This is a genomic window from Roseateles terrae (genome assembly GCF_014192155.1).
Taxonomy (GTDB): Bacteria; Pseudomonadota; Gammaproteobacteria; order Burkholderiales; family Burkholderiaceae_C; genus Roseateles; species Roseateles terrae.
The window spans coordinates 683,261-696,878 of the sequence record NZ_JACHXO010000001.1; the positions used below are offsets into that span (position 1 = coordinate 683,261).

The 13,618-nt window shown below is 69.9% G+C and carries 8 protein-coding genes; all 8 read left to right on the plus strand.

What is annotated here, in order from left to right; translation table 11 throughout:
* Nucleotides 1-4: 4 nt before the first annotated feature.
* From vgrG to FHS28_RS02920, 8 genes are read left to right on the plus strand one after another with little or no spacing between them, the layout of a single operon-like run.
* Nucleotides 5-1,804: a type VI secretion system tip protein VgrG gene (vgrG, locus tag FHS28_RS02885; protein ID WP_088449174.1), complete on the plus strand. Its 1,800-nt coding sequence runs from the start codon at nt 5-7 to the stop codon at nt 1,802-1,804.
* Nucleotides 1,805-1,857: 53 nt separating this feature from the next.
* On the plus strand, nt 1,858-2,157 hold the full coding sequence (locus FHS28_RS02890; RefSeq protein WP_088449173.1) for a PAAR domain-containing contractile injection system baseplate protein: 300 nt from the start codon (nt 1,858-1,860) through the stop codon (nt 2,155-2,157).
* A gap of 18 nt (nt 2,158-2,175) precedes the next feature.
* Nucleotides 2,176-2,694 carry a gp25 family contractile injection system sheath assembly initiator gene (locus FHS28_RS02895; RefSeq protein ID WP_088449172.1) on the plus strand — a complete coding sequence of 173 codons (519 nt, stop codon included), beginning with the start codon at nt 2,176-2,178 and terminating at the stop codon, nt 2,692-2,694.
* The gene (locus tag FHS28_RS02900; RefSeq protein ID WP_088449171.1) at nt 2,691-6,563 is read left to right on the plus strand and encodes a baseplate J/gp47 family protein; all 3,873 of its coding nucleotides are present in this window, start codon (nt 2,691-2,693) and stop codon (nt 6,561-6,563) included. Before FHS28_RS02895 ends, FHS28_RS02900 begins: the two co-directional genes overlap by 4 nt.
* Nucleotides 6,560-7,360 (plus strand): contractile injection system tail -fiber like adhesin, encoded by an 801-nt coding sequence (locus tag FHS28_RS02905; RefSeq protein WP_088449170.1) that lies wholly within the window; start codon nt 6,560-6,562, stop codon nt 7,358-7,360. Before FHS28_RS02900 ends, FHS28_RS02905 begins: the two co-directional genes overlap by 4 nt.
* Nucleotides 7,357-10,278 (plus strand): contractile injection system baseplate wedge protein, encoded by a 2,922-nt coding sequence (locus FHS28_RS02910; RefSeq protein ID WP_088449169.1) that lies wholly within the window; start codon nt 7,357-7,359, stop codon nt 10,276-10,278. The genes FHS28_RS02905 and FHS28_RS02910 overlap by 4 nt, the downstream gene beginning before the upstream one ends.
* Nucleotides 10,271-12,172 carry a contractile injection system tape measure protein gene (locus tag FHS28_RS02915; RefSeq protein WP_088449168.1) on the plus strand — a complete coding sequence of 634 codons (1,902 nt, stop codon included), beginning with the start codon at nt 10,271-10,273 and terminating at the stop codon, nt 12,170-12,172. Before FHS28_RS02910 ends, FHS28_RS02915 begins: the two co-directional genes overlap by 8 nt.
* A complete protein-coding gene (locus tag FHS28_RS02920; RefSeq protein ID WP_088449167.1) occupies nt 12,156-13,583 on the plus strand; it encodes an ATP-binding protein in 1,428 nt (475 codons plus the stop codon). The genes FHS28_RS02915 and FHS28_RS02920 overlap by 17 nt, the downstream gene beginning before the upstream one ends.
* The last annotated feature ends 35 nt before the right edge of the window (nt 13,584-13,618 follow it).

Consider the following 13,618-nt stretch of genomic DNA (forward strand, 5'->3'; position numbering starts at 1 on the left):
CATCATGCCCGCCACCGCCCCGTCTCCCATTGAGAACGCCATTGGCGTCGTCAAGCTCAAGCTTCTGGTCAATGGCCAGGCCATTGACGCGTCCGCGTCGCTGGTCTCTGTGCGCATCCATCGGGCGGCCAACCGCATCCCGACGGCCCGCCTGGAGTTCACCGATGGCGACATGCCGGAGCACAAGTTCCCGATCAGCGACAGCAACGACCTCCAGCCCGGCGCCAGGCTGAGCATCTCCGCCGGCTACCTGGAAGACACCCAGACGCTGTTTGAAGGCATCGTCATGCGCCACCGGGTGCAGGTGATCAGCGAGAACGATGCCCGGCTGATCGTTGAATGCAGCGACGTCGCGGTGAAGATGACGGTGGGCCGCCGCAATGCCAACTACATCGACCAGAACGATGCCGACATCCTCAGCGACCTGGCGACCCGTCATGGCCTGACGGCGACCGTCGACAGCAGTGACGTCACCTACACCGAACTGGCCCAGCACTACTGCACCGACTGGGACTTCCTGCTGTCCCGCGCCGATGCCAATGGCTGGCTGGTGGCGGTGAACGACGGTGAACTGACCGTCTCCACGCCCCAGGCCAGCGGCGAGCCCGTGCTGTCGGTGACCTACGGCGTCGACCTGATCGAATTCGATGCCGACATCGATGCCCGTCACCAATACGCCAGCGCCCAGGCCTTTGCCTGGGACATGAAGTCCCAGGCGATCGTTGAAGGCCTCGCTGCGGATCCCGCCAGCCTCCCTGCGCAAGGCAATCTGGATAGTGAAGCCCTCTCGGGCGTCGTCGGCCTGGATGTCCTGCGGCTGCAGGCCGGTGCGCCGCAGCAGCAGGCCGGGCTGACGCGGTGGGCCCAGGCGCAACAGCTCAAGGCGGGCCTGGCTCGCGTGCGCGGCCGGGTGCGTTTCCAGGGCAGCGCGTTGCCGCAGGTCGGCAAGCTGATTGAACTCGCGGGCGTGGGCGCCCGGTTCAGCGGGCCGGTACTGGCCACCGGGGTGCGCCATGAGATCGTCGACGGCAACTGGTTCACCGACGTCGACTTCGGCCTGGCGCCGGACTGGTTTACCGAACGCACCGATGTGGTGGCCCCGCCGGCCGGCGGCCTGCTGCCGGGTGTGCATGGCCTGCAGGTGGGTGTGGTGACCAAGCTGGATGAAGATCCGGCGGGCGAGCACCGGGTGCAGGTGAAGGTTCCGGTCCTGCAGGCGGAGACCGAGGGCGTCTGGGCCCGCCTGATGCAGCCGCATGCCAGCAACGGCTTCGGCAGCTTCCTGCTGCCCGAGTTGGGGGACGAAGTGGTGCTCGGCTACTTCGCCAACGATCCCAGCCATCCGGTGGTGCTGGGCAGCCTCTACAGCAGCAGCCGCCAGCCGCCCTACACGCTGGAAGCGAAGAACAACACCAAGGCCTGGGTGACCCGATGCCTCGCCCGCATCGAGATCAACGATGAAGACAAGGTGATCACCGTCATCACCCCGGGCAAGAACCAGGTGGTGCTCAGTGACAAGGACAAGTCCATCACCCTGCTGGACCAGAACCAGAACAAGGTGGCGCTCACCACGGCCGGCATCGAATTGAACAGCCCCAAGGACATCGTACTGAAGGCCACCGGCAGCATCCAGCTGGACGCCACCGGCCCGGTGACCGTCAGCTCCCAGGCGGATGTGAAGCAGTCCGGTCTGAACATCCAGTGCGAAGCCCAAATCGGTTTCACCGGCAAGGGCAACGCCACCGCGGAGCTCTCTGCCGCCGGCCAGACGGTCGTCAAGGGAGCGATGGTCATGATCAATTGAACGCGCGCAGCCACCGTCGTCTCCAAGCGTCGAAACCCCTTCAGGACACCCTCATGCCCCCCGCCGCCCGCATCACCGACCTGCATGTCTGCCCCATGGTCACCCCCGGCCTGCCGCCGGTGCCGCATGTCGGCGGACCGGTCATCGGCCCCGGGGTACCGACCGTGCTGATCGGCCAGCTGCCGGCCACCGTGGTGGGCGACAGCCTCACCTGCGTCGGCCCGCCCGACACGCTGGTCATGGGCTCCGCCACCGTGCTGATCGGCTCCCGGCCGGCCGGGCGCATCGGCGACGCCACGGCCCACGGCGGCACCATCACCCTCGGCCTGCCGACGGTGATCATCGGCGGCTGAGGACGGGAGAGAACAAGCATGAGCAGCGATCCTGGATTCCTCGGCACCGGCTGGGCCTTCCCGCCTGGCTTCGACACCCGCAGCCGGGCGGCCGCCCTGGTCGGCGGCGCGCAGGACGTACGGGAGAGCCTGCGCATCCTGATGCTGACCCACCCCGGCGAACGGGTGATGCATCCGACCTACGGCTGCGGCCTGCGCCGGCTGGTCTTCGAGCAGGTCACCAGCAGCCTGCTGACCGAGATCCGCAGCATGATCGAGCGGGCCGTGATGCTGTTCGAGCCGCGTGTGGAGCTGGAGGCTGTGCACTTCGACACCAGCGCGCTGCATGAGGGAGAACTGCGCATCCGCCTGGACTACTGGCTGCGCAGCAGCAACACCAGGGACAACCTGGTGTTCCCGCTCTACATGAACGGACAGAGCCCGATGATGAGCCTGGCGCAGGCCACTGCGGCGGACGGGCTGGGGCTGGGCTTCGACCCGAATGCCGTGCCACTCCCGCAGGGCGCCGACGACACTGATGTTCAGGGGGCCGCATGAGCGACGGCTGCACCCAGGACGACCGCTTCCCCCCCGCCCTGTATGAGGGCTATCTGGCGGTGGACCCGCTGCGCTTTGAAGACCGGGTGGTGATGGTGGAGCTGCTGGCGGAGAAGCTGCGTTATGTCGACCCGGACAACAACGATGCCGGCCACTGGCGGGAACTGCTGGAGCGCGACAGCACGCTGGTCATGGCGCGGATGGCTGCGTTCGATCTGGAGGGCCGCGAGCGCCGCCTGGCCCGCGAGCTGGACAGCGCGCCGGTGGAATCGCTGGGCCAGCAGCTCGGTGAACTGGCGACGCTGATGGACGGCTGGTATGCCGCGCTGCAGCAGGATCCGCCGGATCCCGCCGCGCAGGCCCTGCAGGAGCGGCTGCGGCAGCTGGTGCGACAGCAGCTGGCGGGGGACCTGCACTGGGTCCGGCAGCGGTATGCGCAGCAGCGCTGGCTGAATCGTCCTGTCGTCCCATCGCTGAGTGCGCTGTGGACGCCTTCCGCGGAGGATCTGGCGCTGCTCGCCGAACAGCGCGGCCCGGTCTCCGGCCGGCAAATGGCCCGTTACGAGCGGGATCAGCTCCGGCGTCGCCTCGTGGCCTTCCACGGTGCCATCGAAAGCCTGCAGGCCCGGGCGCGCGAACTGCTGCCCGCCTCCTGGGGCACCGGCCAGCATGAGCCCGCCGTCGCACTGCTGATCGCTTTCATGAAGGTGATGGAGCAGGCGCAGGGCCTGATCAACCTCTTCCCGGGTCGGCATACCGACTTCTATTACCGCGAGGTGCTGGGCTTCGAGCCGCGCGGGCCGCAGGACGACACGGTGCTGCTGGCCTGTGAGCGGGACCCGCGCGCCGCCGGCGAGGTGCAGGTCGGCGCTGGCGTGCTGTTTGATGCGGGGAAGGACGCCACCGGCCGGCCGGTGCGATTTCGCAGTGAACAGCCGCTGGCTGTCACCGACACCCGGGTGGTGAGCGTGCGCAGCCTCTTCCTGGCGCGGGACCGGGACATCTCCCCGGAGACCCAGTTCGGCTTCGTCACCCGGGCCAAGGCCGGTGAACTGACGCTCGGCAAGGGGCAGGACTTCCGCCTGTTCGGCGGCGATCCCGCCACGCCGGATGCCCGCATCGGACTGGCCATCGTGTCGCCCATCCTGGCATTGGCGGAGGGCGAGCGGCTGATCGACGTTGAGCTGCGCGTCCGCCAGGACACCCGCTTCACCGCCCGGCCGCTGAAGGACCTGGTGGCCGATGTCGAGGCGGTCGGCGCCCTGCCCTCGGCGACATCCGCCGAGCAGGACCAGCGCGCCGAAGCCCTCCAGCGGGCAATGCGCACCCTGCTGATCCGCTGGATGATGGCGCCCGAAGCCACCCTGACGGCCGGTCCGCTGACCCTGGCCCACTGGGAACGCATCTGGGCCGTGGTGGCCCAGGTGACCGGCCAGCAGCCGCCCACCTCCACCGCCGACCCGCTGAGCCTGTTCTGGCCTGGCTCCGGCGGGCTGACCCCGGAGCCCAACCGGGCGCTCATCTTCGGCAGCCTGTTCCAGCGCAGCCTGCGACTGAGCCTGAGCGCGGCCGACGGCTGGCTGGAGGCTTCCGACGTGCATGTGCGGCCCTCCCCGCGCGGCGGCCTGACGCTGCAGGTGCGCCTGCGGCCGTCGGCGCCTGCCATCGTGGGCTGCAACGCTGCGCTGCACGGCACCGACTGGGACACCCGTCTGCCGATGGCCCGGCTGGAGCTCGCCCAGACCGGCGGTTGTTATGCCTATTCGCTGCTGTCGGAGGTGCCCTTCAAGGAGGCGGTGGTGCGGGTGAGCGTCACCGGCGTCCGCCAGCTGCTGCTGAGCAACAGCCTGGGCCGGCTCGATGCCAGCAAGCCCTTCATGCCCTTTGGCCCCTTGCCCGCCGTGGCATCGAGCGTGGTCGTGGGCTCGCAGGAAGCCGCACGCAAGAATCTGACCCGTCTGGTGCTGCATCTGCACTGGTCCGGCCTGCCGCAGGTGCCTGGCGGCTTCACCACCCACTATGCCGGCTATGGGCTGGGCCAGTACACCGAAGATTTCAGCGCAGCGCTGTCGCTGCTGCGGGACGGACAGTGGGTGCCCTGCGGTGCCGCCGGTGAAGGCCGCCCCCTGCGCCTTTTCCAGACCGGCAGCGACGGCCGGCTGCTGGACACCCAGACGCTCGAAGCCGATGGCGCCACGCTGGCCAACCAGATGCGGGCCAGCGAAGCCCTCTGGGACACCCAGGGCCCGCCGCGCAACGGCCTGCTGCGGGTGCAGCTGGCCGGTCCGCCGGCAGCCTTCGGCCACGCGGCTTATCCGACGGTGCTGTCCGAAGTGGTTGCCGCCAACGCGCGGGCGCGGCGCCATCCGCGCCCTGTGCCGCAGCCGCCCTACACGCCGCTGCTGGAATCGCTGACGCTGGACTACGACGCCGATACCGTCATCTCCCTGGACCGGGACGACGGCCCTGGCGAGGGGGTGGACGGCGAACGGCTGCTGCATCTGCGCCCGTTTGGCGTGGTGTCGCTGCACGAAGCGGACGCACTGTCGGAGCAGACCCTGCTGCCGCGCCTGGACTTCGACGGTCAGCTGCTGATCGGGCTGGCCTCGTCCGATCTGGGCGGTCCGCTGACGCTGCTGTTCGAGCTCAGGGAGTCGCCCGTGCGCCCCGGCCAGCAACTGGCCCGCACACGACCGCAATGGGCGCTGCTGCAGGGCGACCGCTGGGTGCCGCTGCCGGCGCAGGCGGTGCTGTCAGACGAAACGGACGGCTTCCTCACCTCCGGCATCATCACCCTGGACCTGCCGCAGGACGCGGCCCGCAACAAGGGCCTGATGCCGGACGGACTGCACTGGCTGCGCATCGGCGCGCAGGACGGCTTCGACACCTTCGCCCGGCTGCGGGATGTGCGCTGCCAGGCGCTGCGGGCGGTGCGGGCGCCGGCCCCCCCGGCGCCGCAAGCGCTGCCCCCCGAGCCCCCCACGTTGCTGGAACCGGGCCGCATCCGCCGTGCGGTGAGCACGCTGAGCGGCGTGGCGAGCATCTCCCAGGTGGGCAGCTCCGTCGGGCTGCGGGCTGCGGAAGATGTGAAGGCGCTCTATACCCGCGCCGGCGAACGGCTGCAGCACAAGAACCGGGCCAGTACCGGCTGGGACCTGGAACGTCTGTTGCTCGACCGCTTTCCGGATGTCTTCAAGGCACGCTGCCTCAGCGCCGACGAAGTGGTCGATGACCAGGGCCGGCACGGTGACCACCTGGCGCCGGGCAGCGTTGTGGTCGTCGCCGTGCCCACGCTGCCGCGCAACCATCTCGAGACGGCCTGCGAGCAGCCCCGCTTCAGTGCGGTGCAGCTGCGCCGCATGGCCGCAGCGCTGCGCGAGCTGGCGTCCCCGTTCGCCCACATCGAGGTGCGCAATCCGATGTACGAGCAACTGCAGGTGCGGGGCGTGGTGGGTCTGCAGCCGGGCGCCCATCCCGGCGCGACGCTGCAGCGCCTGAACCGAACGGTGGTCGAGATGCTGTCGCCCTGGATGGACGGCGGATACCCGCCACGCTTTGACTGGACGCTGCGCGCCGAAGACATCGAGGCCCGGCTGCGCAGCCAACCTGGCGTGGCCTTCATCACCCAGCTCTCGCTGCTGCGCGTGAGCCAGGACGACAACGGGCGCTACCGGCTGGCCGACACCGCCCGTGGCCCCGAGGACCACCGCCGCCATGTGAGCAGCAGCCGCCCGTGGAGCCTGGCGGTGCCCATGCCGCTGCACCTGCTGAGCGACACCCAGGGCTTCAGCCACTCGGCGCCCGTGGTCACCGGCATTTCGAAACTGGCGATTGGCAGCACCTTCGTCATCAGCGGAGCCACCGCATGAGCCAACAGAACCGCGACACGCTGCGCAAGTTCTTCGGTGTGGGCCAGTTGCCCACGGCCGATCATTTCGAGGCGCTGATCGACTCCAGCCTCAACATGGTGGACGAAGGCTTCCGCAAAAGCCCGGCCCATGGGCTGGAGGTCTCCACCCCGCAGGGACATGACGCGCTGCTCAGCTTCTACCGGGAGCGCACCGGCGACCAGCCGCTGTGGTCGATGAGCTTCAACGGGCGGACCGAGCAGCTGGCCTTCCGCGCCAGCAGTGCCCATGAGCGCCAGAGCGCACCGCCGGTGCTCTCGCTGGACAGCCGCATGCGCGTCGGCGTGGGCGTGGCCGAGCCGACCGCCACGCTGGACGTGGCCGGTGTGGTGGCGTCGCCCGGCCGGCGCGGCAGCTACCCCAGGCCGGACAGCGTGCCGCTGCAGCCCAACGGCGAATGGCAGGACCTGACCGGTGACCTGCGCGGTTGCCAGGCCTTTGAGGTGATGGCCGGCGCCAGCAGTGCCCAGGGCCGCCAGCCGCGTTTTGCCCTGCTGCAGGCCACCGCGATGAACACCTTCAATCCGGCCCAGCGCTGGTTCCAGTTCCTGCAGGACCGCAAGCGCATCCGCTCGCAGCACGCCTGGTTCGGGCGCCGCTGCGACCAGCTGGAACTGCGCTGGGCCAGCAGCGGCAATTCCGAGCGGGTCTATCGGCTGCAGATCCGCACCCGTTGCGACTATGGCGCGGGGGCGGTGCTGCGCGCCACGGTCACCCAGCTGTGGTTTGACGATTTCACCGGAGCGAGCCAGTCATGACCGCCCACGGTGCGACCCCGCGGCAGGACATGCCGGAGCGCTCCAGCGAGGAACTGTCGCTGGGTTTTGATGCGCTGCGGGCAGAAGGCCTGCGCTGGCTGCAGGCGCTGGCCGGCGAGCGCTGGACCGATCACAACCTGCACGATCCCGGCATCACCCTGCTGGAGCAGCTGTGCTTCGGACTGACGGATCTGGTCTACCGCAGCGGCTTCCCGGTGGCGGACCATCTGGCCGGCCCGGGCAACGTCATCGACTATGAAGGCCTGTCACTGCATCCGGCCGACAGCGCCTTTCCCTGCCGCGCCACCACGCCGGAGGACTACCGCCGCTGGCTGCTGGACCACGTGCCGGGACTGGATGATGCGAGCCTGGTGCCGTCCCAGGAGTTGCCTGGCGTCTACCGGCTGCGGCTGAAGCCGTCGGAATGGCTGGTGGGGAACGATGGCGGCGGGGACGGCAGTGAGGGCGAGGACATCGGAGACGGCGGCCTCGACGACGGCACCGACGCGCAAGGCGCCGCACGCCGCGCCGCCCGCGCGATGGAAGCCGCCAAGGCCTGGCACGCCCAGCGCAATCTGGGCGAAGACCTGGCGCCGCAGGTGCAGTGCGATGAGGACGTGATGTGCGAGCTGCGGGCGGTCATCGACATCGACGGTGAGCGCGATGCCGTGCACATCCTGGCGGACGTCTACGACCGCTGCGCCCGTTTCATCGCCGGCGCCCCGGTGGCGGACACCCTGCACGACCTGATGGGTCAGGGACGCAGCCTGGCGGACATCTACGAAGGCCCTGCCCTGCGCCACGGCTTTCTGCGCCCCTCGGTGCTGAGCGCCAGCGGCGTCGGCCGACTGTTCCTGTCCGACGTGGCGGAAGAGATGCGTCGGGTGCCCGGGGTGGCTGATGCACGGGTGGTGGCTCTGGTGCCCGATCGCCCGGACCCGGCGGACGTGCGCGCAGCGGGTCAGGACACGGTGGTGGGCTCGGTCGCCTGGTTCGGTGAAGGCTGGGCGTTATCCCTGCGCTTGCCCTCGGCGCGGCAGCGGCCGCAGATCGAGGTGCGTCGGCGTGGGCATCCGGTGGAGATCTCGCCGCGGGAGCTGCGCCGGCGCCTGAACGATCTCCAGACGGCGGGCCGGGCCCGACGGTCCCGCCAGCAGGCGGACCAGGCCGAACGGGCCCAGGCGCTGCTGCCCACCGGCATCCATCGCGACCTGAGTCGCTACCACTCGGTGCAGCAGCACCTTCCCGCGATCTACGGGCTGGGCCGCCACGGGGTGCCCGCGTCGGCACCGCCGCAGGTGCATGCGCAGGTGAAGCAGCTCAAGGCCTACCTGCTGCTGCATGAGCAGATGATGGCCCAGGCCATGGCGCAGCTGCAGGCGATGCGCCATCTGTTCTCGGTCGACGGCGGCTCCCGTCAGACGATCTGGACGCAGCCGATCACCGAGGCGCAGGTGCCGGGCCTGAAAGCCTTGCTGGACGATCCGGACGCCGTGGCCAAGGCCCAGCAGCAGCGCCTGGACGGCGGGACCGCGCGCAAGCGCCGCGCCCTGGACCATCTGCTGGCCCTGCATGGCGACACCTACACCCAGAACAGCATGCGTCAGTTCTGCGGTCATCTGCTGCATGAAGAGCTGGAGTCGCTGCTGCTGGAAAACAAGGCGGCCTGGGTGCGCGACATCGTCACGCTGACCCGCGACCGCGCCGCGGGCGTGGACCTGACCCGCCCCAGCTGGGGCCAGCTCGACAACTGCAGCGGCCTGCAGCGGCGGGCGAGCCTTCGCCTGGGCTTCCGGCTGTGGCATGACCGGCCGCTGACCCGGGTCCCACGTGATCACCGCGTGCTGATCGACGCCGGCGAAGGCAGCACGCCAGGCACCGGCGCTGACACCGACCCGGGTGCCCTGAATCCCGCCGCAGTCACGGCCGGCGTTGGCGGCAGCCTCGTGCCGCTGCCCCCCGAGTTCGCGGACCGTGCGGTGGCCGCAGGCACCTCCCTGCGACCGGCCACCCGCCAGCAGGTGCAGGAAGACCTGGGCCAGATGCCGTGGCTGCGCCGTCAGCCGCTGCCCGTCTCGCTGACACGCACGGCGGCGCGGGCCGATCGTTATCGGTTGCTGGCGCCCGGCGCGGCACCGGTCACGCCGCCGCCGACCTTGCATCTGCAGGTTCCGCCGGTCGGAAGCCCCGGGCTGGACGACGACCCGGCACCGCATGCGGGCCTTTTCGCCCTGCCGCAGCCGGATCCCGGTCCAGGCTGGCGCTTGGTGCTGGGGCCGGACGAAGAAGGCCGGTGGTGGGTACTGGGCAGCTTCAAGGACGGTGACGCCGCCCGCCGGGCGGCCGCGAGCCTGCGGCTGTTCATGCTGCATCTGGACCAGGAATGCGAAGGACTGCATCTGCTGGAGCATGTGCTGCTGCGTCCGGTGCGGGCGCATTCGCCGGAGCATGAGGCGCTGGCGCTGCCGCCGCATTTTCATCGGCTGCGCATCACGGCGGTGCTGCCGGGCTGGACCACACGGACCGCGCAGGCGTCCTTCCGTCATTTTGCGAAGGAGACCCTGCGAAGCAACACGCCGGTGCACCTGTCGCTGGCGGTCGAGTGGCTGTCGCTGGGGGAGATGCAGCGGTTCGAAGCGCTGTATGAGCAGTGGCTGGATACGCGACTGGCGCTGTCCAGCGCGCCGGAGGACGTCCGGGCGCAGGCGCGCACCGATGGCGCGTCGGCCCGGCTGATCGCGCTGATGCTGACGTGGCAGCGCCAGGCGCCGGCGCCGGCGCCGGCGTCGGTGCCGGATCCGAAGCCGACTTTCAACGCTGCAGCGGCCTCTACGGCAGCGCAGACCGCGCAGACGTCGCGCACCGCGCCGCCCTCGCCGAAAGCGCCGCCCACCTCACCGGAGGCCGACCGTGGCTGATGCCCACCTGATCGAACACCTGCATGCCGACGCACAGGTCCACGGCGTATCGGCCGAAGAGGCGGAGCGGCGCTGGTCCGACTGGCTGCAGCACACCGGATTGCGCCTGCTGGACGAGGTGCTGGACGACTGCTTCCGGGAGACCTGTGCACCCGACGATGTCTGGACACTGCCCACCTTGACGCTGGACCTCGGCCCGGTCAACAGCCCGCACTGGGAGGACTGCTGGAGCCAGCAGCTGTGCCTGGTGGCCCGGCAGGCGCTGGAGGACCAGCGGGGACCCGGCGGCGCGCGGCACCGTCCGTCCGGCGTGCGCAGCCGTCCGCAATCGCGGCTGGTGATGCTGCTGCAGTTCCTGCGGTCGGGACGCTGGCCCTGGCAGGCGCGCGGAGAGGACCCGCGCCAGCTGGCGCAGGAACTGCTCCAGCACGACGCTGCCGCCCTGGTGGCCGCCTTGCGCCAGGAGGAAGACCGCGCCCTGCTGGTGCACCGGCTGGTGCTGCAGTTTGACCGTTCGTGGCTGGCGGCCCTGGTCCGGGCGCTGCTGCCCGGGCGGCCGGCCCAGGCCCAGCGCCTGCTGGCGATGGTGTCCGGCCATGGCCTGCATGGCCAGGCGCCGGCCGGGCTGGTGCCCCTGTGGCAGGTGGTGCTGGACGAGGCGCTGGCGGCCGAGGGACCCGCCACCGGCTCCGCCCTGGCCCGCGCGCGCCAGCAGCTGAAGGTCGCACTGGCGCTGGGACGTGATGTGCCTGTCACGTCCGATCCGCTGCTGTCGCTGGGCGACCTCTGGGGGCAGCTGCTGCGCGAGGATGCGTCGTGGCTGCGCGAGACGCTGCAAGCGGCGGCCCGGCAGGAGGGCCTGCGCGATCGCCTCACCCGCACCCTGCCCACCGAGCTGGTGCCCACGCTGCTGACGCTGTGGATGGACACCGCCTTGCACCAGGAGGTGCAACGCTGGATCGAAACCGTCCTCAGCACCGCGCCATCGACCGTTGTGGAAACGCGCGAGCGGCGGACGATGCTTTGGCAGGCGACGCTTGATCAGGCCTTGCGTGGGCAGACGGGCAGCTTCGAGCCCCAGCGCTACACCGAGCAGGTCCGGCTCCATCTGGAAGCGCGTGCGCCGGAGGGGCCGATGGCGCCGCGGCGCTGGTTCGACAAGGCGGTGGAGAAGGCTTCATCGCTGCTGTCCAGCGCCGCACGTGCGCTCGGGCTGCGGTGGCGTCCGCGCAAACACCGGCACGGGGCGGATGCGCATGACGATGAAACCGGCGACGCCAACGGGGGCGCAGCTGCCACCGCGTCGCGGACGGCCACCGCCTCGACGCGGGCCGCAGACCCGTCGACGCCTGATCCGTCCCTGGAGCCGCTGACCGTTCCCAATGCCGGTCTGGTGCTGCTGCAGCCCTATCTGCCGCATCTGTTCCAGCGCCTCGGCCTGTCGACGCCGGCCGGCTTCAAGGACGCCGACACCGCGCGCCGCGCGGCCCTGTTGCTGCAGGCCCTGGTGCTGGACACGCCGGACGACGGAGACGCGGTGCCGCTGCGCCAGTCGGCCGTTGAATCGGACCTGGCCCTCAACAAGCTGCTTTGCGGCCTGCCGCAGCAGGAGCCGCTGCCCAGGGAATGGACGCTGACCACCGAAGAGCGGCAGGTGGTGCAGGGACTGCTGACCGCGGTGGTGCAGCACTGGCGGGTGCTGGGGAGCACACGTCCGAACGGGCTGAGGCAGACCTTCCTGCGCCGGACGGGACGTCTGACCCGCGAGGCGGAGGGGTGGCGCCTGGCCGTCGAACCCGGACCGTTCGACATGCTGATCGATCACCTGCCGTGGGGCTATTCGGTGCTGAAGTTTGGATGGATGGAGGGGGTGTTGCATGTGGACTGGCGCTGAGACCGCAAACTGCGGAGACCGCCATGCGCAAGCGCTGGCGATGGAACTGGCCTGGCTGGAGCGGGTGGTGCAGACGCGACTGGCGCAGCACTTTGCGGCGGCGCCGGACGATGGCGCGCAGGCGCTGGAGCGCCCGTCCGCCCTTGAGGCGCCACGGACTCCGGTCATCGACCCACCCCCGCCGGCCGGCCTTCGTCCGCCGCGCCTGCCGGCGGGCAGCGCGCTTGCAGATCTTCATGAGACGCTGAATCTCGACGCGGATGCGCGCGTGGTGTTGTCCCTGGCCCTGGCGCCGCATCTGCGTCCGGCGCTGCTGGACCTGCTGTTTGTCCGCAACCGCAATCTGGATCGCGGCTTCAGTGAGTTTGGGGGCTGGAAAGGCCGCTCGCATGGCGGCTTCCTGCCCACCGCGGAGACGGCCGCCTTTCTGATTGCTGGCGAGGATCTCGAGCGTCGCGTCCGCCTTCGTCAGTGTCTGGATGACGATGCCCCCCTGCGCCGGGAAGGCCTGCTGCGGATGGATCACGACGCACCGGGCGAGCCCTGGTTTGCCGCCGCGCTGCAGCTGACGGGTGACACGCTGCAGCGCCTGACCACCGGCGTGTCCCGCAAGCCTGACTTCAGTGCCGGCTTTCCGGCGCGTCTCATCACGACCGCCCTCACCTGGGACGACCTGGTGCTGGACGCCGATGCACTGGCCGAGGTGCAGACCCTGACCACCTGGGCGCGACATGGCCGGCAGCTGATGCGGGACTGGCAGCTGGCCCGCGCCGTCAAACCGGGCTATCGAAGCCTTTTCTTCGGCCCGCCTGGCACCGGCAAGACCCTCACCGCCACGCTGATCGGCCAGGCGGTGCAGGCGGACGTCTATCGAATCGATTTGTCGATGGTGGTCTCCAAATACATCGGCGAGACCGAGAAGAATCTGGCCCAGGTGTTCGACCAGGCACAGCATCGCGACTGGATCCTCTTCTTCGACGAAGCCGATGCGCTCTTTGGCAAACGCACCGCCACCAGCAGTTCCAACGACCGCCACGCCAACCAGGAAGTGGCCTACCTGCTGCAACGGGTGGAGGACTTCCCCGGCACGGTGATTCTGGCGACCAATCTGAAGGGCAATATCGACGAGGCCTTTGCACGCCGGTTCCAGTCGTTGGTGCATTTTCCGATGCCGGACGCGGATCAGCGGCTGCGCCTGTGGGAAGGATTGCTGCGACCCACCGGCCGTCTGGAGGCCGGCGTGGACCTGCAGGAGCTGGCCGAGCGGCATGAGTTGGCCGGTGGTGCGATTGCCAACGTGGCGCGCTTCGCCGCGCTGCATGCATTGCAGGCCGGACGGGATCGGATCAGCCAGGCGGATCTGCGCCTGGGCATTGCGAAGGAACTTCGCAAGGAAGGACGGGTGGTCTGAGCCATGGCTGCCAAACACCCACGATGGAAGGACCC